Source organism: Ancylomarina euxina, from assembly GCF_003863355.1.
In the GTDB taxonomy this organism is placed as follows: domain Bacteria; phylum Bacteroidota; class Bacteroidia; order Bacteroidales; family Marinifilaceae; genus Ancylomarina; species Ancylomarina euxinus.
This window is the reverse complement of record NZ_QQWG01000003.1, coordinates 136,549-159,578: the sequence shown is the minus strand read 5'-3', so window position 1 is coordinate 159,578 and position 23,030 is coordinate 136,549. Positions and strand designations below refer to the sequence as shown.

Sequence of the window (23,030 nt, the reverse complement as noted above, 5' to 3'; positions counted from 1 at the left end):
AATATTAAATTATGCATCCAACGATAACAATTAAGTACAATTTTGTTTAATATTCAATCATGGCTTTATTTCTTGAAGAAGTTCCTTTAAACACACATTATTCATTTAGATCGAAAATTGATGTCTTACCACATATTATTGTACCATGGCATTATCACCCTGAATTTGAATTAATTTATATCGAAAAGAGTCAAGGTACGTTAATCGTTGGGGACTGTATCGATAAATTTACTGATGGAGATATGATTTTTCTTGGCCCAAACATCCCTCACGTAATGAAAAATGAGGATTCATATTACACAAAAAATCCTAACCTATTTGTCACTGCCAAAGTCATCCATTTTAAGAAAGAGATATTAGGAGATAGATTATTAGATTTACCCGAGTTTCATAAACTTAAGTTCTTCCTCAAAAATTCGACACGGGGATTTCGTATTCATGGCAAAACAAAATTAAGAATGGTAGAACTGTTTGAAAATCTGCACGATTCAAAAGGACCTGAACGTATCATCCTACTTCTGCAACTATTAAATGTCCTATCAAACTCTGAGGACTTGAGTAATCTAGCATCCGAAGCATTTGTTGAAAGTTTTAAACATTCCAGTAATCAAAAATTGTATCAAATTTACGAATACGTCAGTAAAAACTTCCAACAAAAGATTGATTTAGAAGCAGCTGCTAAAGTGGCACATTTGAGTAAAACAGCTTTTTGCCGATTCATTAAATCAAAAACAAATAAAACATTTACGGAATTTCTAAATGAGATGAGAATTAATTATGCAATTAAACTTTTAGTGGAAGGAAAACTCAGCATGGCTCAGATTGCTTATGAATGTGGTTTTAACAGTCCGTCATATTTTAACAAACAGTTTAAATCACACACAGGACTAACTCCACAAGAAGTTAAAAAACAATCCTAAAGTAAAGCCTAACCTCTATAAAATAGAAGAGGCCGCTGACAAAAGTCAGCAGCCACTTTCAAAGAAAACCAATTAATTATACTATTAAAACCATCATTTGGGACACCACTCCCAAAGTCAACAAAGGAATTAACCTTTTATGAGCTATGGTTCCACTTTTGTTAACCAACAACCAGACCAAAAATGCCAAAACACTAACTAACAACACACAAGATTACAATTCATAAAATCTTTATTCTCAAAAGTGTTCGACTTTGTCACAACCACTGTCCAAAATCGCACACAAATTCAAATAATTTTATCTTAACGATAGTTTTGATCTCCGGAACTACTATGTCCATAGACCCAAACATCACCATGTTTCATATAAAGTTTTCCTTCAGCAGAATGTCTGCCAGCTCTTAAATCTCCGGAAGAAGCTCTCAAATCGAAACTCATTCCATCTAAATCATTAGCAAAATCAATCGATATGTCTCCTGAAGTTGATTTAAATTTTGAATCTCCAATGAGTTCAATTTCATCACCACTTATATCACCAGAAGTCGTAAGAAGATCAAGCCTCGTTTTGGCCTTATTAATGATTAGGTTCCCAGATGTTGACACGTTTGATAAACTTCCATCAATACCTTCAAACTGTAAATCTCCTGAAGTTGTCCTAGTGCTCAAATCACCAACAACATCAAAAAATAAAAGATCTCCAGAAGTTGCAACAGTAGAAACACTTGCTCTAATATGATTAAATTTTTGATTACCAGATGTTGATGTAGCTGAAATCGCTCCTTTCAAATAATTTATTTCTAAATCACCTGATGTTGTTGTAGTCGTCAGAAGAGATTCAACATTCTTGATTACAATATCACCAGAAGTCGCTTTCAATTTCATCTGTTCAGCAACTATTTCTTCTATATAAATATCCCCGGATGAATTGGTAATATCCACATCCATTGAATAAGGAACTTTAAAGCTCAATTGCGCCTCAAATCTGCCCATTATGGATCTTGGAGCTTCTATCCAAACCTTTAAAACCGTACCTTCCTGACGGTGTTTAATTTCAAAATCGTTGCTTCCTCTTAACTTTCCTCGGATAATTCCTTTTAATTCAACGCCATCTTCACCTGTACCCAGTATTTTCACATCAGCAAATCGGCCTTCAACCTCGACTCTTTCAATTCCGTCATACTTAGTATCTGCTTCAGCATATATCGTTTGAGAATTACTATAAAATGGCATAAAAAGGATCCCTACAAGGGTCAATAATTGCTTCATATTCATCTTTCTGATTTTCATATCAATGTTTTTTAGATTAATGATCTATCCAGTATTAAGCATCAATTCTTAGACACACTTAACTCTACATAGGACGCAAGAAGTAAACATATAGTTACAATTCTAGATGGAAAAACTATTTCAAAGAATCAGAACTCAAGCTATTGAAAAAAAATATAAGCAATCATCAACGAACCATATAAGTTTCTTAATATTTATAAATTACTATTTAGACGTCTTCTAAATTATATTATCTTTGTATTAGAGTATTAAAAGATTGCAATTACATTATATACATAAAGCGTATGTCAACAGATATAAAAACGAAACAAAAATTAACCGAAAGCATTGTTGTATCAAATAGAGAAATCGCACCTGGTGTTTTTGTATTAAAGATTAAAAGAAACTTGGATTTTAAATCTGGCCAATACATTGGCATTACCACTGATATGGATGTTGCACCTAGACTTTACACCATTGCTAGTGGAACAGATGATCATACAATTCAAGTTCTCTATAATGTGAAAGACGATGGTTGGTTAACCCCAAGACTAAGCGAACACAAAGATGGTTCAACCATATTCATGACGCCTCCCGAGGGTGATTTTATTGATGATGAAAGTCCTTCATGGTGGATTGCTTCAGGAACTGGAATTGCACCCTTTGCATCCATGTTTCGCTCAGGTTTAATAGCTGACAAAAAATTAATTCATGGTGGACGATTTACTCACTCTTTCTTTTTCGAAAAAGAATTTCGTCCAGTTCTTAAAGGCAACTATATTCGATGTTGCTCTCAAGAAGAAGGTGAGGGTTTGTATAATGGAAGATTAACCCGATATTTGCAGGATATTGAGATTTTCCCTGAAGATTGTAGATATTTCCTTTGCGGCAGTCCTGAAATGGTTGTCGAAGTTAGAGATTTGCTAATTGACAAAGGTGTTCCGTTTAATAAGATTGTTGCGGAAATCTATTTCTAATGGAAGATTGAGAGTGTCTCAAACACAAATAAAATTTACTATTACCAGATGGCTAAAGAAATACTATTAGGAAAAACATTGGAAGAATTAACCCAAGTTGTATTAGATCTAAAACTTCCTAAATTCACAGCAAAACAAATTGCTGACTGGCTTTATAAAAAAGACATAACGAGTATTGATGAAATGCTAAACTTGTCTTTGAAAGCAAGAACTATCCTAAAAGACAATTTCGATATTGGTTTGACTGCAACTATAAAAGAACAATGTTCTGTTGATGGGACAAAGAAATATTTATATCCAACCAATATGCCTAATCAGTTTATCGAAACGGCTTATATTCCTGATGATGACAGAGCAACCCTTTGTGTTTCGTCGCAGGTTGGATGTAAAATGGGCTGCTTATTTTGTATGACAGGTAAGCAAGGTTTTCAAGGTCAGCTTAAGGCAGGTGATATCATCAATCAGGTCCGTTCTTTGCCAGAATGGCATCAGCTAACCAATATCGTTTATATGGGTATGGGAGAACCTCTTGATAATGTACCTGAGGTAATGAAGTCTCTTGAAATATTGACTGCCGATTACGCCATGGCTATGAGTCCACGAAGAATTACTGTTTCTACCATTGGAATTATTCCAGGTATGAAAACATTCTTGAACGAAAGTGAATGTCACTTAGCTGTCAGCTTACACACGCCTTTTGACGATGAGAGAAAGAAACTGATGCCAGTTCAGAACGTTTATCCCGTAAAGGATGTTCTCAAAATGATTCGTGAATTTGATTTTGGTCGTCAACGAAGAGTTTCTTTTGAGTATATCATGTTCAAAGGAATAAACGACACACCTGCTCACGTTAAAGAATTGTGTAAGATTTTGGATGGTATTAAATGCAGAATGAATCTGATTCGTTTTCATCCTATTCCAAATTCGCCTCTACTTGGATCTGATGAAGAGACAATTGAAGAATTTAAAGATCTATTAAACAAAAAAGGAATTACAACAACTATCCGCCGCTCAAGAGGCTTGGATATTTTTGCTGCTTGTGGTTTATTATCAACTAAGGAACTAGTCAAACAACAAAGTAAAGACTACTAGTATAACACGATAATACTGAAAAATCCTGCTCTTAAGGCAGGATTTTTTTATACTCTATATTTCGTTTTCTTACTTTTCAGATGAAGCACGAATGATTAAATCAGCATGTACAACAGCTTCTCTTACCTTGTCGCTATCAGGCTTATCTTCCATTTGTTCAAATAGAAGGTTTGCTGCTTCTCGCCCTACTAACTTAGGATTTTGATCCATTGTAGAAATGGATGGTTCCATGTAACGAGAACGACGACTGTTTGAGAATCCAACGACTGCAACTTCTTCCGGAATTTTAAATCCCAGTTCTTTAGTAGCCATTATAGCACCAATTGCCAACTCATCGTTGATGGCAAAGAAAGCATCTGGACGATTACTACGTGAAAGAAGATCCATAGTTGCTTGTTTTGCAGAATCTACGGTAAATTCACAACGCGAAATTAAGGTTTCATCCAAGTCAATGCCTTTGTCAGAAAGAGCTTGCTTATAACCACGCATTCTATTGACTCCATATAACATGTATTCTGGTCCTGTAAGGAAAGCTATACGCTTAGCCCCACCTTCCAATAAGTGCGTAACTGCGGCATGAGCAGCTGCTGCATCATCAGCCACAACCTTAGAAACATCTAATTCTTTAGAAGTTCTATCGAACAAAACGATAGGTACTCCCATTTCCTTAATTTTATGAATATGATCGTAAGTATTTGTAGCACGAGATAAAGAAAGAATAATACCATCCATTCTCATGTTTAGAAATCCATCAACATTTTTTTGTTCTTTTTCCAATTTTTCATTAGAAGAACTTACAAAAATCTGGTAACCATGTTCGTCTGCAACTTGTTCAATACCTTTTACTACTGATGCATAAAAAGAACTCACAATCTGAGGAACAACAACTCCAATCGCATTAGATTTTTGAGTTTTAAGTGCAACAGCTAGCGGATTTGGTCGATATTTCAATTCTTTAGCTAGTTTCTGAACTGCTTCACGAGTCTGTAAACTAATTTCAGGATTATTCTTCAATGCACGAGAGACAGTAGAAACGGAGATACTCAGCTTTTCAGCAATATCTTTAATTGTTACGGGTCGGTTTGCCATAGACTTTAATTTTTAACATATTTTCGTTGAAGTCTGTAAGTATTGGCCTTCTAAAAAGAGAAAGGATGAATTCTACTATAAAAAGATCAACTGTTTTAATTAAGTGAAGATTAATGATTACAATTAATAAGAATAAGCTTCTCTCATGGAAATCATAAACACCAAAAATTATTCGATGTAATCTACACACACACAAAGATAAAATAATTCAGATATATACAACAGATTGTTATCCTTTTTGAAAAGGATAACAATTTATAATATTATTCTTTTTCCTCTAAAGTGGAGTTGATAACAGCAAAAACAATAATCGCTGCTAATTTTGAACTGCGACTATCCTCATCAAAACGCGGCGCAATTTCTGCAATATCGAAAGCAATAACCTTACCCGATCGAATCATCATCTTTATCAACTTCAATACTATTTCGGGATGCAATCCAAATGGTTGAGGTGCACTAACTCCTGGAGCGTAAGCTGACGAAATAACATCTGAACACAAGGTAAAATAGATATTCTCTTGTTTTTTTGCATAGCGCAAAAGCTCCTGCCCAACATTAAACATATTGGCTGAATTGATATCTTTAGCCATCAGGTATTTCACCTTTAAAGCATCTGCTTTCTTAAATAAACTAACTGTGTTACCATATTGCTGAATACCAGCAACCATATAGTTAAACGGCTTGTTTTTCGCCTTACAATCATCGGCAATTTGGGCAAACATCGTTCCAGAACTAGTTCCCTTATCGTAAGGACGCATATCGAAATGAGCATCAAGATTGAAGATACCAAGACTCTCACTATTTGTTTCCTCAAGAAATCGGTCGATTCCTTTATAGTGTCCGTAAGCTATTTCATGGCCGCCACCCAATACGATTGGGAATAAACCATTTTTCAGCATCTTGTAAACAGCATGTGCAAGAGACTCCTGCAAATCCTCTAGTTTTCCGTCAGTGCCAACAATGTTACCACAATCGTAAATCTTAGTCGTGGATGGAAAAGAGCAAGGTAAATTCGCCATTTCTTTGCGAATACTTCTGGGTCCCTTCGATGTTCCTACACGTCCCAAATTTCTCTGCACCCCCTTATCACAACAAAAACCTAGCAAGCCAAAGCCGCCAGCTACAACCGTTATCTCCTCCAATAAATTTATGGGTTCAATAATCTGATGCCAACGGAATGCATCATAATCCTCAAGATCATCAATTCGACCTTTCCAGAAATCTTCAGGGATACACTGATAATGTTTTGGGTTCATGAGCTTATTAATAATTAAATGTGTCAAGAATATTATTAAAACAACTTGCATAAACAAGTGTATTTACAACATGACAATGTTACAAATAATCAATTTAAAGCATCAAAAATTTAGAGAATATTTAAGTGTCTACACACTATATTTTTATTCATCAGAGAAATGAACTAAAACTCGTCGATAAACATTAAAAATCTTGGATTTAGAAACAAAGCCATAATACTTACCATCCATTATTACCGGTAGATTCCATGCTCCTGTTTCTTCAAAACGTTTCATAACCTTATCCATAGGTGCATCAGCATCAAGAATTGCTGGGGGCATTGTCATCAAGTTGCGAACATAGGTTTCTTCATACATATCAGGGTTAAACATGATGTGACGAATATCATCCAAAAGAACAATTCCTAATAGCTTTCCTTCCTCATCAACAACAGGGAAAATATTTCGGTGAGAATGAGAAATGATCTTCACCAACTCTCCAAGACTGGCATCTGGATCTATCTTCTGTAAATCGGTTTCAATCACCTTCCCTAGTTTCATTAAGGTTAGTACAGCTTTATCCTTATTGTGCGTAATTAGTTCGCCACGCTTTGCCAATCGTTTTGTGTAGATAGAATGCGGTTCGAAGTACATAATGGTTAGGTAAGCTATAGTAGCTGTTATCATGATAGGCACAAAAAGTTCATAACCACCTGTAATTTCAACAATCAAGAAGATTGCTGTAAGAGGTGCATGCATCACACCAGCCATCATACCCGCCATTCCTAAAAGAGTAAAATTACTTTCGGATAGTTTGATGAAATTAAAACCATTAATAAAACGAGCCACAAAAAAACCAGAGACACCTCCCAGAAATAGCGAAGGAGCAAAAATCCCCCCTACACCACCACTGCCCGTCGTTACGGTTGAGGCAATTACTTTAAATCCTAAAACCAAAATCACATAACCTAAAAGCAACCAGTAATTGTCCTTTAAGAAATAGAAAACAGAATTATTTACTAAACCATCAATATTTCCATTTAACAAGGATTGAATAGTTGTATATCCTTCACCGTAAAGAGGTGGAAATAGAAAGATTAATATACCAAGAGTAACTCCACCAAGAAGTAGCTTTTTATATGAATTCGTTATCAGTTCCAATTGAGATTCCAGATACATCCCCACCCGGGTAAAATACAAGGAAACCAAACCAGCGAAAATACCAAGTAAAATGTAATAAGGGAAATTGGATAATACAAAAGACTCAGTAACATTATAGGATAGCAAGACATCCTTACCCATAAAAAAATAAGCAATACTTGCTCCAGTTATTGATGATATTAACAATGGAATTAAAGAGGCCATGGTTAGATCCAACATTAGTACCTCTAGGGTAAAGACCATACCCGCCATGGGAGCCTTAAAAATTCCACCAATTGCTCCAGCTACACCGCAGCCCACCATTAAAGTGATAGTTTTATAGTTGAGATGAAACAGGCGTCCCAGATTTGAACCAATCGAAGCCCCTGTTAAAACGACAGGTGCCTCAGCCCCTACAGATCCACCAAAACCAATAGTAAGTGTACTTGCAATTATCGAAGAATAGTTATTATGAGATTTTATTTGACTGTTATTTTTTGAAATGGCATACAAAATTCGAGTGACACCATGCCCAATATTATCCTTCACAAAGAATTTCACAAACAAAACAGTAAGTAGAATACCAACTGTAGGATAGGCTAAATACAATAGATTGAATGAATCTACATGAAGATTATGAGTTAAAAAGTGATGGGTTTGATGAATCGTTGTTTTCAACAACAAAGCCGCTAATCCACTTACGATACCAACGATAAAACTAAGAATTAGAACAAACTGTCTTTCTTTAATATGCTTCATTCTCCAAATTAAAAATCGGGACAATAAACTCTTATTCTTCATGACGCTGGCTATTATTTTATTGAGGATATTTGGGCCTCACAAAATTAGGAAAATTACAATAAACTATTCGATCGGTCAGATGGCTACTGGAGTCAGGCAAACCTTAGTAGAGAGCAATACATAAAAAAGACTAAGGAATCTTTATTTAAACGATGTATTGGGTTGACAATCTTTAGAATGAACTAAAGAATCCGCTGTTCGACTTTTATAAAATCGAGTGCAAATGTAATAGAATATTATTGAGCGAATGGTGAAAACTGATATTTTTTTCAAAAAATGTTCAGCACTTAAAAGTATCAGAAATACAGCTATAATTCTATGTTTAGATCATTATCGGCATGTAAAGGATTTTAAAGGTCAATTTGACAAAATCAAGACAAATAACATACATTAATCTTCAGAAAAATGTTTGAGCATACGACGATAAGTTGAGAATATTTGTGCACGAGAAACACAACCTAAATATTTACCATCCTGCAAAACAACCATATTAAATTTATCTGAATATTGATATTTACGAGCAACATCTGCCATCGACTCATCATGTTGAATCACCACTGTCGGCATAATCATTAAGTCGCGAACAAACATTACATCGTATTTATCTGGCTGAAACATGATTTCACGAATATCATCAAGTTTTACAATCCCTTCAAAATTATTCTCATCATCAATTACAATAAAGAGATTACGTTGTGATTTTGCAATCACCTTAACGAGGTCACCTAAAGTCGCATCAGAATTGATGGTATTAAAATTCTTCTCAATCAAACGTGTCACACGCATCAGCGAAAGTACATTTTGATCTTTATCGTGAGTCATAAGCTCTTTTCGACGAGCCAATTGCATGGTATAAACAGAATGAGACTCGAAACTTTTAACCGTAGCATAAGATATGGTTGCAGTAATCATCAAAGGGACAAACAACTGGTAACCACCTGATATATCGGCAATAAGAAATAAACCTGTGAGAGGAGCATGAAGCACACCAGCAATCATCCCCCCCATCCCAATAAGGGCAAAATTATTGACCTCAATATTTCTCAAGCCCAGGGCATGAACCAGCTTGGCAAACAAGACTCCTGCATTAACGCCCATAAACAAGGTGGGTGCAAAAATACCACCAATACCACCAGCACCAAAAGTGATAGAAGCAGCTATCACCTTAAAAAAGATAACCAGAGAAAGTAGAATCAATAAAACCCAAAAGTTTTCACTGAATGAATAGAATAACGAATTATTGAACAGATAAGAATAGTCACCCGATAGGCTTGCATTTATACCATGATAACCTTCACCATAAAGAGAGGGAAAAAAGAAAATAATCATTCCCAGTGACAGACCTCCAATAAGTAGTTTTAGATAAGCTTTACCAATCCTATCAAACAAAGCCTGAATATACATGTACATCTTAGTAAAATAGGTCGCTATCAAACCCGTGAAAATGCCCAAAACGATGTAGTAAGGCAAATCTTTAAGATCAAAACCATTCTCCACATCGAAAGGATAAAGGACATCCATTCCCAAGAAAAAATAAGAAGTCAGAACTGCAGAAGAAGAAGCCAATAAAAGTGGTACTAAGGAATACATTGTTAGGTCGAGCATGATGACTTCCATAGCAAATACAATGGCAGCAATAGGAGCTTTAAAAATAGCAGCCATGGCTCCCGTACACGCACAGGCTAACAATAGAGTTGTTTGCTTATAGTTTAGATGAAAAAGCCGACCAATATTGGATCCAATGGCAGCGCCTGTCGCCACAGTTGGTCCCTCCAATCCTACAGAACCACCAAAACCAACAGTAAAAGCCGAAGTCACTACAGACGAAAACATGTTGTGAGTATTGATTTGCCCATTGTTTTTTGAAATGCTATGAAGCACATTGGGGATTCCATGCCTGACTGGTCTTTTTATAATGTACTTGATAAAGATAACAGCAACACTAATACCAATCGTTGGATATATCATATAAAGGAAATTCGCGTATTCAAGCTCAAATGTTCCTTGCAGCAAGGAACTAATGAAATGAACGGAATTTTTAATGACAACAGCTGCTATTCCTGAGGTAATTCCAATAAGAATCCCTAGAAAAGAAATAAACTGACGATCGCTAACATGCTTCAATCGCCAAATAAGGAAACGGGCTAATAAAGATTTTTTCTTCACAATAAATTCTGTCTTTAAAAAATTAGTCCTATAAAACGTCCCCAATTACTGCTACCATCTTATAAATCCCAACCGTAATCAGAAAAAAGCTTAACGCACCTAAGATACATACAGCTTTACTAAAAATCAGATAGATCTGATTTAAATAATACAAATCTTAAATTATAAGGAATTCAACTGAGAGCTTATGTATTAATCTAAATTTAATCTAAAGATTAAATTGGAAACCAAGAAGAATATAAGAAACGAGCGAAATATTTATCGGAATATTACCAAATTAGATTCATTCTCAGCCAGATTTATGCTCCGATAACTTTCAATTAAAAAATACTTTCGCTAAATTTAAAGAGCTAAGCGAATTTTAATCCTTTATAAATAAAACTTATAGCATATGACTAAGACAATCACATTTAATGAACTTAGAAACATCAAGGATCGCTTGCCTGAAGGCAGCATGAGAAAAATCTCTAAAGAATTAAATCTTAATGTAGAAACTGTCCGAAATTATTTTGGAGGTGTAAATTACAGAGAAGGTAAAAGTATTGGAGTTCATGTTGAACAAGGGCCAAACGGCGGCATTGTAGAACTAGATGACACAACAATTCTCGAATGCGCATTTCGTATTCTTGACGAAGCTTAAAATTTTTTGAAACTCAAATTTAAATAACCACTACTCCTCGCCTTCCAGCGGGGAGTTCTTTTTATAATTAAACATTGCTTAATGTAATTAAAATATACAATCTATCTGACTATAAGCTTCATCATTAGTTTCATCAATTCAACTATACTATGGCATAATAATCAAGCCATCACATTCCCTAAAAAACATTGGTCTTACAGACATTAGTGACATTGTCTATTATTCATTCGTCTGCATGACCACAATAGGCTTTGGAGAGATTATACCTCAAAGCCAGATTGCCAAATCATTAAGTATTTTTTCTGGTATTGTAGGTCAATTCTATTTAACAATCATCATGGCACTCATAATTGGGAAACTCCTCAACAGCATGCTGAAAAACTAAAACAAGTCAGTATTGAAACAAATTTTATTAAACAATTTTTCATCTCGATTAGTTTCTTATAAATATTCTTATTAGTTTTACTTTGTAATTCAAAGTACTTTTATGGATAAGCAAAAATATATTGAAGATTTAAAAGATATCAAACAAATGATGAATCGCTCATCAAGGTTTATATCATTAAGCGGACTATCGGGGATAAGCGCAGGTATTTTAGCAATTATTGGAGCTTACTTAGCCTATCAAACTATTTATGCCAATCAAGATTATTTAGTTTACAGACAAGCTACATTAAGTATTGAAAATTTATCCACGCTTTTAGTTATTGCTTTAGCAACACTTCTATTATCCATTGGTTCGGGAATATTCTTTACAACTCGAAAGGCTAAAAGAAACAAGCAAAAGCTTTGGGATTCACAATCTAAAACCCTCCTCATTAATTTATTTATCCCACTAGCTACAGGAGGTGTTTTATGTTTGATTTTATTATTAAAAGGATTCATCGGAATTATCGCCCCACTTACACTCATTTTTTATGGTTTAGCATTGGTTAATGCTAGTAAATACACGCTTGAGGAAATAAGGAGTCTCGGTATCGTTGAAATTATATTAGGCTTATTGGGTATCTATTTTATTGGTTATGGCCTAATTATTTGGACAATCGGTTTTGGAATATTACACATTGTCTATGGTATTATTATGCATCTTAAATACGGATCGTGAAAGAAATCCTAAAAAATCTAAATAAAGCCTTCGAGAATAAAGTCCGACTTGGAATCATGTCAGCCCTTATTGTCAATGACTACCTTGATTTCAACACCCTAAAAGATCTTTTAGATGTGACCGATGGTAATCTTGCTAGCCACTTAAAATCTCTTGAAAAAAGTGGATATATCAAGTTTAGTAAAGAATTTATTGGACGAAAACCTAACACCAAGTACACCGTGTGCGACGAAGGTAAGCTTGCATTTAAAAAACATATAAAAGCAATAGAGCAATTGCTTAACTAATATTTTTTTACTTACACACTTTGAGTTTCAAAGTACTTTTAGAACGATCAAATGAACAAAGAAACATCTCCCATCGACAGAATCAATAGTTGGCTAAAGAATTCAATTAGTCTTAAACTTATTATCATCACAATTCTAATGTTATTGTTGCTAATACCAGCTTCAATGATCAAATCGATCATATACGAAAGAGAATCTCTTAGTAATCAAACCGTGATTGAAGTCAGTAATAAATGGGCTGGAAGTCAACAAATAAAAGGCCCTATATTAAGTATCCCCTTAATTTATGAAAATAATGATGAAGGTAAAAGCCATGAAACGACAAAATATCTCCACATCCTGCCCGAAGAACTTAATATTAATGGGAACATCTCACCAGAGAAACTTAAAAGAGGGATTTACGAAGTTGTTGTATACAAATCTAAACTAGCTGTGAATGGACAGTTTCTTTTAAATAAAGAAATTGACAGAAATAATCTGAAAGAGATCAAGTACGATCAGGCATTCTTAACCATAGGGATTTCAGACTTAAGAGGCATTGAAGATCAAGTTATTTTAAATTGGGAAAAGACAGATTTAAAAGTTGAACCAGGTTCAAGAATATCTGATCTAATCTATTCGGGAATAACCGTAAAACTTCCAAATATTGAAACAAACAAGAGTAAGACTATTGATTTTTCTTTCACACTAAACTTACAAGGGAGTCAAAATTTAAATTTTATTCCTTTAGGGAGTACCACGAATATTAAAATTGAATCTAACTGGCCATTCCCAAGTTTTAATGGTAATTTTCTACCTGATCATCGCAAAGTCACTGATAAAGGTTTTAATGCAGAATGGAAGGTTTTACAGCTCAACAGAAATTTCCCTCAATCCTGGATAGGTAGCAAGCACGCTGAAAAGATCAGTCAATCCAATTTTGGGATTGATCTAATTCTTCCTCTTGACGACTATAAAAAATCAGTAAGGTCATCCAAATATGCCGTTATGTGTATTGCCCTTACATTTCTAATATTCTTCTTAGTAGAGATAATTAACCGACGTAAAATCCATCCTTTCCAATACATATTAGTTGGCCTGGGTCTATGTCTTTTTTACATTTTATTGATCTCAATTTCGGAACATTCAAATTTCAATACAGCCTACATTATTTCGAGTATAGCTATTGTTGGGATGGTTAGTCTTTATTCACTCACAATTTTTAAATCAAAAAAGCTAAGCTTTTTACTTCTATCAACACTAACAAGTATTTATGGATTCTTATTCGTAACCCTTCAGTTGGCAGATTATGCTCTTCTAATGGGTAGTATTGGATTAACCTTAATCCTAGCTGCAACCATGTATTTCACTCGTAATATCAATTGGTACCAAATCAATGTCGATTCAAAATAAGCAAAAAGCCCCGATTCAAAATAGGAATCGGGGCAAACTATTGAGTTATCTTTATCCCATACTTTCCAAGTAAACCGATGACATCTGGCATTGAAAATTTTGCATTCTTAATTTTGTTTATTTCGGGGTCGATTGAATAAGCATAGGACGTTCTAAAGTCAGCTTTTTCAAGAATTGTATCTTCAAACATAGCACCGTTCAGGTCACAATCATCAAACACAGCTGCGGACAAATCTGTTTCAATAAAATCAACTTCTTGCAGGCTACACTTTCTAAATTGAGTCGCCTTCATTTTTAATCTATAGAAAGAGGCTAGATTCAGATTAGAGGATTCAAAATAGAGAGACAAGAGAAACGGGTTACAATCGTTGAAATTCAATCCTAGTAATTTACAATTTCGAAATTTAACCTCTTTTAAAGCCGTATCGTTCAATTTTGCCATACTTAAATCGCAATTTTCAAATTCACATTCCACAAAATTGACATTGGTGAAGTTAATGCCTGCAAACTTGCAATTCACAAATCGGCAATCCTCATATTCACCTTTTTCAAAAACTATTTCACTATAATCTATCTTTTCAAAAACTTGATTTTCTATATATGTCTCCCTCATCCTGTATGCTTCACTAATCGTAATTCTATATTTCTTATAATCTTCGAATTTAAACAAAAAAGAGGCAAAACGCTTAAACGAATTGCCTCTATTATATTTTAGAATCCAGTAAGTTAGATTACTTTTTCTTTGTCGGTGTGAATCTTATTGAAGATGATGGCTAAATTGGCATAAAGCGATGTATTTTGAACAACAATATCACTTGGCACCTTTATTCTTGCTGGTGTAAAATTCCAAATTGCCTTCACTCCCCAAGCAACCATTAAATCAGCTACTGATTGTGCATATTCTGCAGGTACCGTAATGATTCCGATAATCGCTTTCATTTCTTGAGCTAAATCACGAAACTGATCTATATGATAAACGCCAATGTCATTTATTTTCTTACCAACAATAACTGGATTCACATCAAATGCAGCAACAATATCTAATCCAAAATTCGCCAAACCATCATCATGTAAAAGCGCTGATCCCAAAGATCCTGCTCCTACTAAAAAAGCTTGATCCATAACCGTAAAGCCAAGGAAATTAGAAAGAATTTCAACCATAGCCTTAACCTCATAACCAACACGAGTTTTACCTACAATACTTGTGTAAGATAAATCTTTTGTAACCTGAGTAGGATCAATATTCATATAATTGGCAATCTGAGTAGAAGAAACAAACTCTTGACCTTTCTTCATTAATCCTTCAGAAAAGGATAAATAAGCAGGCATTCTTCGCAAAGAAGGCTCAGGAACGGCAGATACTACTTTTTTTGAACTTTGAACCATAGCTATTTCTTTAATACATCTTAGATTAGAAATGATATATGTCAGATTTCGACCAATCTGAGAAAACACAGTATAAAATCATTATAAATGAATACTACAACTAAGTAGAAAATAGATACTGTGTATGAGATTAGTAAATCACATACCAAAAACAAAAATAAGTGATTTTTTATTAAAGAAAAAAATCAACATTAATTTAGTCTCAGTACAAATTAAAACTTAACATCAAACTGGTAAATATTGAAGCAATAACAAAGAGAAATTATCAGATATCTAGACCCTTACATATATCATTATCATTTAAAATGATATTTTCAAAAAAATAATAATTCCTGCAATTTATATTTACTTTCAATAACCTATAAATCAGTTTATAGCGATTGAAGCCTATTTATTAGGGAATCTAGACAACTTCAGCCACAACAAAAGTGCTTCCACCTACAAAGATCAAATCACTATTACCGGCTCTATTTTTCGCAGCATTAAGCGCATCTGATACAGTTTTATAAGTTTTACCTTTTAATTGGAACTTCTCCGCTTTCTCTTTTAGAATTTCCTCGTTTAATGCTCTAGGAATAGAAGCCTTTGTGAAATAGTAATTCGCATTTTTTGGTAACAAACTCAAAATTCCATCTATTTCTTTATCGTCAACCATACCAATTACCATATGCAGATTTTCAAATTTAAGCGAATCAAGTTGTTTTAATATTTCAGAAACACCTGCAACATTATGTCCTGTATCACAAATAATTCTAGGATTATTGCATAAACGTTGCCAACGACCTAAAAGTGAAGTTTGTTCTACGATCCTCGATATGCCATCTTTAATAATCTCTTCGCTTAAATTAAATCCCATCTGATTCAATTGACCTAGAGCAACAAGTGCAGTTCTGATATTCTTCACTTGATATATACCAAGTAAATCAGACTTTAAAGAAATCTCATTTTCTAAATTCACGTCTTTAAATACGAGATGACGATAGTTTTCATACAAATCCGTACTCACGACCTCAAACTCATCCTCCGCAAATAGTATTGGTGCAGATAAAGGTCTTGCTCTTTCGATAAAAACGTCTTGAGATTCATCCTGCTTTTCACCAATAACAACAGGAATCTTATTTTTTATAATACCCGCTTTCTCACCTGCAATTACAGGTATCGAATTCCCCAATAAGCTTGTATGATCAAAACTAATGTTCGTGATCACAGTCAAAATTGGATCAATAATATTTGTGGAATCCAGTCGTCCTCCTAATCCTACTTCAATAACAGCAATATCAACTTTTTCTTTAGCAAAGTAATCGAAAGCCAAAGCAACTGTCATCTCAAAAAATGATGGTGACAATTCTTCAAACTTATGCTTATGAGAAGCCACAAAATCTACAACTGAATTTTCAGGAATCATCTCTCCATTAATCTTCACTCGCTCTCTAAAATCACGCAAGTGAGGAGAAGTGTATAAGCCAACCTTGTAGCCAGCCGATTGCAAAACAGAAGCTAATGTATGAGAAACCGATCCCTTCCCATTTGTTCCAGCAACATGAATACATTTAAAATTATGGTGAGGATGTTCAAAATAGGCATCCAGAGCCAAAGTTGTGTCTAAATTTGCCTTATAAGCAGCCTTCCCAGTTCTTTGAAACATAGGTAACTGATTGAACAGGTAGTTAATCGTTTCCTGATAATTCATAATTCTTCTTTTTTTTCTTTGCAAAGCAAAAAAAAAAATACTAAAAAATAAGATCTCAGCTTGATTTTCCTTTCTTTTTTGTTAATTTCAGTAACAAGACTTAACAAGACATTTCATATAAATTTCAGCACACTAAACGATTCATTCGTTTCAAAAAATCTTCGCTTTGATGTGAAACGATGGGTCAAACTACTAACCCTCTAATACCCGCGCATATGACCACAGAAAAAAAGATTTTTGTATTAGACACCAACGTTATTCTTCACGATTTTAATTCGATTTTTAAGTTTGCAGAACACGATGTGTTGATTCCCATCACTGTTCTCGAAGAATTGGATAAATTCAAGAAAGGAAATGATTTAATAAATTTTCATGCACGCGAATTCACTCGGGAACTTGATAAATTATCCGGTGATGACCTTTTTAGTGATGGAGTCGCCCTAGGAAATGACCGAGGTCGACTATTTATTGAAACTGGAAAAGCATTTTCCGAAAAGATGAAAGTTTCTTTCCAGGATAACATTCCTGATCATAGAATATTAGCGATCACTGAATTCGTAAATAATGATAATCCAGACAGAACCACAATTCTCGTATCCAAAGACATCAATCTAAGAATGAAAGCAAAATCACTAGGCATTCCTGCTGAAGATTTTAAAAATGATCAGGTTCAAGATGTCGATAACATGATAAGTCTGGGCATACAAACCATTTATGATTTTTCTGACGAGAAAATTGCAGAACTCTATCAGGGTGAAGAAGGTCTTACTGAAGAAGAACTTAATTTAGACTATGATCTGACTGGTCACCGGTACTTTATTTTAAAAAATAATAACTCCAGTGCACTCGCTCACTTTAACCCTCTAAATAAAAAAGTACAACGCGTTGAAAAACCAAGCGCGTATGGCATTTACCCTCGCAATGCAGAACAAACTTTCTCCATTGATGCACTGCTTGATCCTAATATCAATTTGATTGCTTTAACCGGAACTGCTGGAACAGGTAAAACATTATTAGCACTTGCTTCGGCCTTGCAACTTTCAGAACAATTCGATCAGATCTACTTAGCACGACCAATTGTGGCTCTTGCCAATAAAGACTTGGGTTATTTACCCGGAGATGCTAAAGAAAAGATAAGCCCTTATATGCAACCTCTTTTCGATAATCTAGCTGTAATCAAGAAAAAATTTAACATTCATAGTAAGCAATATCTTTATATAGATGAGTTATTAAGAGATGAGAAACTTCAAATTACACCACTAGCTTATATCAGAGGTCGAAGTTTATCAAATGCCTTTTTCATTGTAGACGAGGCTCAGAATTTAACACCTCACGAAATTAAAACAATTATTACACGAGCAGGAGAAGGGACTAAAATGGTTTTCACTGGAGATATTGAACAAATCGACTCGCCTTATCTTGATCGAAAATCGAATGGACTCACATACCTTTCGGATAAAATGAAAGATCAGGATATTTTTGCACACATAAATCTGATAAAAGGAGAACGTAGTTTTCTGGCTGAATTGGCAAGTAAACTACTCTAACAAATTAATATTGGATAATTTAAAAAAATACTTTAATTTAATTAGGCAAACCGAAACAGTTTAAAACATGGTTTTAAACTGTTTCTTTAAGCTTATGCCTTATGAAGATTATAAAATTTGCCGCCATAGATATAGGTTCCAATGCTGTTCGATTGTTATTCACGAATGTTATTGAGAAAGATGGTGAGTCATATTTAAGAAAATCTTCTCTTATAAGAGTACCTATTCGTTTGGGAGCCGATACTTTTACAAGCAATAATATATCCATTGAGAAAGAGGAAAAAATGGTCAAAACCATGATTGCATTTCGTAAACTCATGGATGTTCACGAGATCGAATCCTACCGCGCTTGTGCCACCTCAGCTATGAGAGAAGCTAAGAATGGGACTCAACTCATTCAACGAATTAAAAAAGAAGCTGATATTCAAATCGATTTGATCACCGGAAAAGAAGAAGCCAACATCATCTTTTCTAATAAACACACCACCTTTCTTGATCCTAAAAAGAATTACTTATACGTAGATGTTGGAGGAGGCAGCACTGAGATCACACTTTTCTCTGGTGGTATTGCTCACTTTTCATGTTCATTCGACGTAGGAACCATCAAAATCTTAAAGAACTGTGTTCCTCCTAACGAGTTTATTCGCATTAAAGAATGTCTACTGGATATCTGTTCATCAAAAGATAATATCGAACTGATTGGTTCAGGTGGAAATATTAATAAACTTTTTAAATACGCTAGTCCTAGAAAGGAGCGTGTTCTCAGCTACCATGAGCTAAAAGAAATCCATTCATTATTCAGCAGTATGTCTTACGATCAACTGATGATTAACTACGATATGAATCCTGATCGTGCTGATGTGATTATTCCTGCTGCTACCATTTTCCTTAGTATTATGGAATGGGCCAATTCTGATGTCATTCAAATACCAAAAATTGGAGTTTCTGATGGTATTATTCATCAACTCTATCAGCAGTACTCTAGCCCAAAAGTTATGGCATAGTAGATTCTTTTTTCTAATTTTGCAACAGATTCATAAACAATGAACTATTTCATATCCTGAGGTAGTTCTTTTCGTTTTTAGAATCCTCTTACTTTCCTGACTATCAATAGAGTTTCAGGCAAATTGAGATTATTATCAGAGTTTGAACTTCAAATCTAATCTTATTTCTTTAGACTATGATGTTTAAACCTCATACCAATTTTATCAGCAAAGGAGAAGAAAACATGTCGCAAGGAAAGAAAGTAGCCTTTTACACATTAGGCTGCAAATTAAATTTTTCAGAAACATCAACCATTGGTCGTTCGTTTAAAGAAATGGGATTCGAAACGGTTAAAGCGACTGAAAAAGCTGATATCTACGTAATCAATACTTGTTCTGTCACCGATCAGGCTGACAAAAAATGTCGACAAGCTATAAAGAAAATCATCAAAACAAATCCGATTGCTTTTGTAATTGTTATTGGCTGTTATGCTCAACTAAAACCCAAAGAAATTTCAGAAATTCCTGGAGTAGACTTGGTTTTAGGCACTAATGAAAAATTCAATATACATAAATACATTGAGCATCTGGAAAAAAAAGGCACAGGAGAAATGCATCCATGCGAAGTTGAATCGGTAAAAGATTTTCAAGCTTCCTACTCTATGGGAGACAGAACGCGTTGCTTCTTAAAAATTCAGGATGGTTGTAATTACTTCTGCACTTACTGTACGATCCCTTTTGCTCGTGGTGGAAGTCGAAATATGAGCATCGCTGATACGGTAAATGAAGCCGAAAAAGTAGCTGCGCAAGGCGCCAAAGAAATTATTCTAACGGGTGTTAACATTGGTGATTTCGGGCAAAGCACGAATGAGAATTTCTTCGATTTAATAAAAGCTCTTGAAAAGGTCAAAGGCATTGAACGTTTTCGAATTTCATCCATCGAACCGAATTTACTTAGTAATGAGATTATTGAATTTGTAGCTCAATCGAATAAATTTGTCAACCACTTTCATATTCCACTACAAGCAGGATCAAATCATGTGCTTAAATTGATGAAACGTCGTTACAATCGTGAACTTTTTGCTCAACGGATTGCTAAAATAAAAGAACTGACTCCAGATGCCTTTATTGGTATTGACGTCATAGCAGGCAGTCGAGGTGAAAGAGACGAGGATTTCCTTGATGCTTATAATTTCATCAACGAGTTACCTATTTCTCAATTACATGTTTTTCCTTATTCAGAACGACAAGGTACAAAAGCTCTTGAAATTAAAGAGGAGGTTAGTCATGAGGATAAGAAGAAAAGAGCTAAAATGTTTCAAATTCTATCAGAAAAGAAACTCCGAGCTTTCTACCAGAGTTTTCTTGGTACAAATGCAAAAGTTCTATTTGAAGATCATAATAACGATGGAATCATGTATGGTTTCACTGAGAATTATATTAAAGTTGAGATCACATACAACCCAAATCTTAGCAATCGTATCGCTGAAGTTAGCCTATTAGAAATAAATGATAATGGAAACGTGAAAGTTAAACTTTTCGATGAAAAAAGTTTTAAATTTAAACTTGCTTAAATCCTAACATAAAGCCACGCAGCTCATGATAGATCTGGAGTCAGTTTGCAGACAAACTCAAAAAATTGCCATTGAAGTTGGCTCTTTTATAAAAGAGCAACAAAATAAAATCAATGCTAATGTTATTCAAAATAAAGGCACACATGACTTTGTGACCTATGTTGATAAAACATCTGAAGCTAAAATCATCGAGGCACTGAAACCTCTTATTCCAGAGGCTGGATTTATTGCAGAAGAAGGCACTGAGACGACAACAGGAGAAAAATACAATTGGATTATCGATCCATTAGATGGTACAACCAACTACATTCATGGTTTCTCACCTTTTGCAGTTAGTATCGCACTTAAAAAAGATGACAAAATCGTTCTTGGGCTTGTTTATGAAATAAGTTTAAACGAATGCTTTTATTCATGGGATGGAGCTCCAGCTTATCTTAACAACAAAGTCATATCAGTTTCAGAAGCTAATACTCTTGAAACAAGTTTAATTGGAACAGGCTTTCCATATCACAATTTCGAGCAATTGGATAACTATATGGAGTTACTCAAATATTTATGCATCAATTCTCAAGGTGTTCGTCGGCCTGGCTCAGCAGCAACTGATCTGGCTTACGTGGCCTGTGGTCGTTTCGATGCTTTTTATGAATATGGGCTTCAATCCTGGGATGTTGCTGCGGGTGCATTTTTAGTACAACAAGCTGGTGGCAAAGTTTGTGATTTTCTTGGCGAAAGTGATTACATCTTCGGGCAAGAAATAATCGCAAGTAATTCACTAAATTTCAATGAAATAAAAAATTGCGTTCAGAAATTCATGCTAAAATAATAGCATCAACTTATTCAATATTTAATTTATATATGACTCGTTTTCTTTCATACTTAGCTTATGCTTTTTGTCGCTTATTGAGTTTCTTACCTCTTTGGGTATTATATATTTTCTCTGATTTTGTTTTTTTCATTATTTATAGAGTTATAGCCTACAGAAAGAAAGTCGTTAATCAAAATTTAAGAAATTCATTTCCTGAAAAATCATCTGAAGAAATCAGAAAAATACGAAAAGAATTCTACCATCATTTTTGTGATACCTTTGTTGAAACCATCAAACTATGGAATATTAGCCAAGAAGAAATAAAGAAGCGTTGTGTATGGAAAAATCCTGATTCCCTTGAACCTTATAAAACTCAAGGTAAAAGTGTTATTGCTGTTACTGGTCACTACGGTAACTGGGAATGGTTAAGTTCTTTCGCAACCTACCATATTGGTGATTTCCTTCCTATCTACAAACCCTTACACAACAAGGTTTTCGACAAAATGTACATCAAAATCAGAGAGCGTTTGGGGGCGAAAACACTTGCAAAAAATGATACACTACGCACAATGATCAGACATAAAAATCAAGGTCATTTTACTATCACAGCCTTTATTGGTGATCAAACACCTAATAGAAGAAACCTGCATTATTGGACCAATTTCCTAAATCAGGACACGCCTATTCTTCAAGGTGCTGAACGAATTGCGAAAAAACTTGACCAGGTCGTTATTTACACAAAAATGACTAAAATCAAACGTGGTTATTACGAATACGAGTTTATCCCAATTACTGATAAACCAAAAGAAACTGAAGAAAACGAGATTACAGAAATACACACTCGTCTACTCGAAAATATTATCAATGAAAATCCATCATACTGGTTATGGTCACACAAAAGGTGGAAACACAAACGAGATTCATAGGTCAGTAAT

At 34.5% G+C, this 23,030-nt stretch carries 21 protein-coding genes; 13 read left to right on the top strand and 8 right to left on the bottom strand.

All coding sequences use genetic code 11. The features are described from left to right. Positions 1–59 precede the first annotated feature (59 nt). Positions 60–920 carry an AraC family transcriptional regulator gene (locus DWB61_RS04460; RefSeq protein WP_125029692.1) on the top strand — a complete coding sequence of 287 codons (861 nt, stop codon included), beginning with the start codon at positions 60–62 and terminating at the stop codon, positions 918–920. A gap of 303 nt (positions 921–1,223) precedes the next feature. Here DWB61_RS04460 and DWB61_RS04455 read toward each other — a convergent pair whose 3' ends face one another. Beyond that, positions 1,224–2,207: a DUF4097 family beta strand repeat-containing protein gene (locus DWB61_RS04455; RefSeq protein ID WP_125029691.1), complete on the bottom strand. Its 984-nt coding sequence runs from the start codon at positions 2,205–2,207 to the stop codon at positions 1,224–1,226. A 284-nt stretch (positions 2,208–2,491) separates the two neighbouring features. Here DWB61_RS04455 and DWB61_RS04450 point away from each other — a divergent pair, with 284 nt between their 5' ends. Further along, positions 2,492–3,163: a ferredoxin--NADP reductase gene (locus DWB61_RS04450; protein WP_125029690.1), complete on the top strand. Its 672-nt coding sequence runs from the start codon at positions 2,492–2,494 to the stop codon at positions 3,161–3,163. A 48-nt stretch (positions 3,164–3,211) separates the two neighbouring features. Continuing rightward, a complete protein-coding gene (gene rlmN / locus DWB61_RS04445) occupies positions 3,212–4,255 on the top strand; it encodes a dual-specificity RNA methyltransferase RlmN (RefSeq protein ID WP_125029689.1) in 1,044 nt (347 codons plus the stop codon). Positions 4,256–4,324: 69 nt separating this feature from the next. On the opposite strand, the gene DWB61_RS04440 is transcribed toward rlmN, so the two are convergent. From DWB61_RS04440 to DWB61_RS04425, 4 genes are all read right to left on the bottom strand, one after another. Continuing rightward, on the bottom strand, positions 4,325–5,344 hold the full coding sequence (locus DWB61_RS04440) for a LacI family DNA-binding transcriptional regulator (RefSeq protein ID WP_125029688.1): 1,020 nt from the start codon (positions 5,342–5,344) through the stop codon (positions 4,325–4,327). Positions 5,345–5,607: 263 nt separating this feature from the next. Next, entirely contained in the window at positions 5,608–6,600 is a 993-nt protein-coding gene (gene hutG / locus DWB61_RS04435; RefSeq protein ID WP_125029687.1) for a formimidoylglutamase, read from the bottom strand. Positions 6,601–6,744: 144 nt separating this feature from the next. Further along, the gene (locus DWB61_RS04430) at positions 6,745–8,520 is read right to left on the bottom strand and encodes a chloride channel protein (protein WP_125029686.1); all 1,776 of its coding nucleotides are present in this window, start codon (positions 8,518–8,520) and stop codon (positions 6,745–6,747) included. Between the two features lie 390 nt (positions 8,521–8,910). Then, entirely contained in the window at positions 8,911–10,686 is a 1,776-nt protein-coding gene (locus DWB61_RS04425) for a chloride channel protein (protein WP_125029685.1), read from the bottom strand. Between the two features lie 391 nt (positions 10,687–11,077). Here DWB61_RS04425 and DWB61_RS04420 point away from each other — a divergent pair, with 391 nt between their 5' ends. The 5 genes from DWB61_RS04420 to creD all read left to right on the top strand — a co-directional run bounded on the left by DWB61_RS04420 (position 11,078) and on the right by creD (position 14,110). Then, positions 11,078–11,326, top strand: coding sequence for a DNA-binding protein (locus DWB61_RS04420; RefSeq protein ID WP_125029684.1), 249 nt, complete (start codon positions 11,078–11,080; stop codon positions 11,324–11,326). A 136-nt stretch (positions 11,327–11,462) separates the two neighbouring features. Next, on the top strand, positions 11,463–11,711 hold the full coding sequence (locus DWB61_RS17650) for an ion channel (protein ID WP_158614374.1): 249 nt from the start codon (positions 11,463–11,465) through the stop codon (positions 11,709–11,711). 102 nt (positions 11,712–11,813) lie between these two features. Continuing rightward, positions 11,814–12,431, top strand: a complete 618-nt coding sequence (locus tag DWB61_RS04410; protein ID WP_125029682.1) for a hypothetical protein — start codon at positions 11,814–11,816, stop codon at positions 12,429–12,431. Next, complete coding sequence (locus DWB61_RS04405; protein ID WP_125029681.1) at positions 12,428–12,718, top strand: winged helix-turn-helix domain-containing protein; 291 nt, start codon at positions 12,428–12,430, stop codon at positions 12,716–12,718. Before DWB61_RS04410 ends, DWB61_RS04405 begins: the two co-directional genes overlap by 4 nt. Positions 12,719–12,769: 51 nt before the next feature. Then, entirely contained in the window at positions 12,770–14,110 is a 1,341-nt protein-coding gene (gene creD, locus DWB61_RS04400; protein WP_125029680.1) for a cell envelope integrity protein CreD, read from the top strand. Positions 14,111–14,147: 37 nt separating this feature from the next. Here creD and DWB61_RS04395 read toward each other — a convergent pair whose 3' ends face one another. From DWB61_RS04395 to DWB61_RS04385, 3 genes are all read right to left on the bottom strand, one after another. Continuing rightward, positions 14,148–14,723, bottom strand: coding sequence for a pentapeptide repeat-containing protein (locus DWB61_RS04395; RefSeq protein ID WP_125029679.1), 576 nt, complete (start codon positions 14,721–14,723; stop codon positions 14,148–14,150). A 113-nt stretch (positions 14,724–14,836) separates the two neighbouring features. Continuing rightward, complete coding sequence (locus DWB61_RS04390) at positions 14,837–15,496, bottom strand: redox-sensing transcriptional repressor Rex (RefSeq protein ID WP_125029678.1); 660 nt, start codon at positions 15,494–15,496, stop codon at positions 14,837–14,839. Positions 15,497–15,899: 403 nt separating this feature from the next. Beyond that, the gene (locus DWB61_RS04385; protein WP_125029677.1) at positions 15,900–17,186 is read right to left on the bottom strand and encodes a bifunctional folylpolyglutamate synthase/dihydrofolate synthase; all 1,287 of its coding nucleotides are present in this window, start codon (positions 17,184–17,186) and stop codon (positions 15,900–15,902) included. Between the two features lie 215 nt (positions 17,187–17,401). Between DWB61_RS04385 and DWB61_RS04380 the strand changes: the two genes are divergently transcribed. The 5 genes from DWB61_RS04380 to DWB61_RS04360 all read left to right on the top strand — a co-directional run bounded on the left by DWB61_RS04380 (position 17,402) and on the right by DWB61_RS04360 (position 23,021). Then, a complete protein-coding gene (locus DWB61_RS04380; protein WP_125029676.1) occupies positions 17,402–18,733 on the top strand; it encodes a PhoH family protein in 1,332 nt (443 codons plus the stop codon). Between the two features lie 101 nt (positions 18,734–18,834). Then, on the top strand, positions 18,835–19,737 hold the full coding sequence (locus DWB61_RS04375) for a Ppx/GppA phosphatase family protein (protein ID WP_125029675.1): 903 nt from the start codon (positions 18,835–18,837) through the stop codon (positions 19,735–19,737). Positions 19,738–19,913: 176 nt separating this feature from the next. Continuing rightward, complete coding sequence (gene mtaB / locus DWB61_RS04370; protein WP_225423352.1) at positions 19,914–21,290, top strand: tRNA (N(6)-L-threonylcarbamoyladenosine(37)-C(2))-methylthiotransferase MtaB; 1,377 nt, start codon at positions 19,914–19,916, stop codon at positions 21,288–21,290. A 25-nt stretch (positions 21,291–21,315) separates the two neighbouring features. Next, positions 21,316–22,113, top strand: coding sequence for an inositol monophosphatase family protein (locus DWB61_RS04365; protein WP_125029674.1), 798 nt, complete (start codon positions 21,316–21,318; stop codon positions 22,111–22,113). Positions 22,114–22,145: 32 nt separating this feature from the next. Beyond that, positions 22,146–23,021 (top strand): lysophospholipid acyltransferase family protein, encoded by an 876-nt coding sequence (locus DWB61_RS04360; RefSeq protein ID WP_125029673.1) that lies wholly within the window; start codon positions 22,146–22,148, stop codon positions 23,019–23,021. Positions 23,022–23,030: the final 9 nt, after the last annotated feature.

Bases quoted from the DNA above. Each gene is read 5' to 3' on its own strand.
- DWB61_RS04420 (WP_125029684.1), top strand. From the start codon at position 11,078: ATGACTAAGACAATCACATTTAATGAACTTAGAAACATCAAGGATCGC.
- creD (WP_125029680.1), top strand. From the start codon at position 12,770: ATGAACAAAGAAACATCTCCCATCGACAGAATCAATAGTTGGCTAAAG.
- rlmN (WP_125029689.1), top strand. From the start codon at position 3,212: ATGGCTAAAGAAATACTATTAGGAAAAACATTGGAAGAATTAACCCAA.
- DWB61_RS04365 (WP_125029674.1), top strand. From the start codon at position 21,316: ATGATAGATCTGGAGTCAGTTTGCAGACAAACTCAAAAAATTGCCATT.
- DWB61_RS04360 (WP_125029673.1), top strand. From the start codon at position 22,146: ATGACTCGTTTTCTTTCATACTTAGCTTATGCTTTTTGTCGCTTATTG.
- DWB61_RS04410 (WP_125029682.1), top strand. From the start codon at position 11,814: ATGGATAAGCAAAAATATATTGAAGATTTAAAAGATATCAAACAAATG.
- DWB61_RS04390 (WP_125029678.1), bottom strand. From the start codon at position 15,496: ATGGTTCAAAGTTCAAAAAAAGTAGTATCTGCCGTTCCTGAGCCTTCT.
- DWB61_RS04380 (WP_125029676.1), top strand. From the start codon at position 17,402: ATGACCACAGAAAAAAAGATTTTTGTATTAGACACCAACGTTATTCTT.
- DWB61_RS04455 (WP_125029691.1), bottom strand. From the start codon at position 2,207: ATGAAAATCAGAAAGATGAATATGAAGCAATTATTGACCCTTGTAGGG.
- mtaB (WP_225423352.1), top strand. From the start codon at position 19,914: ATGATGTTTAAACCTCATACCAATTTTATCAGCAAAGGAGAAGAAAAC.
- DWB61_RS04460 (WP_125029692.1), top strand. From the start codon at position 60: ATGGCTTTATTTCTTGAAGAAGTTCCTTTAAACACACATTATTCATTT.
- hutG (WP_125029687.1), bottom strand. From the start codon at position 6,600: ATGAACCCAAAACATTATCAGTGTATCCCTGAAGATTTCTGGAAAGGT.
- DWB61_RS04395 (WP_125029679.1), bottom strand. From the start codon at position 14,723: ATGAGGGAGACATATATAGAAAATCAAGTTTTTGAAAAGATAGATTAT.
- DWB61_RS04440 (WP_125029688.1), bottom strand. From the start codon at position 5,344: ATGGCAAACCGACCCGTAACAATTAAAGATATTGCTGAAAAGCTGAGT.
- DWB61_RS04385 (WP_125029677.1), bottom strand. From the start codon at position 17,186: ATGAATTATCAGGAAACGATTAACTACCTGTTCAATCAGTTACCTATG.
- DWB61_RS04430 (WP_125029686.1), bottom strand. From the start codon at position 8,520: ATGAAGAATAAGAGTTTATTGTCCCGATTTTTAATTTGGAGAATGAAG.
- DWB61_RS04375 (WP_125029675.1), top strand. From the start codon at position 18,835: ATGAAGATTATAAAATTTGCCGCCATAGATATAGGTTCCAATGCTGTT.
- DWB61_RS04450 (WP_125029690.1), top strand. From the start codon at position 2,492: ATGTCAACAGATATAAAAACGAAACAAAAATTAACCGAAAGCATTGTT.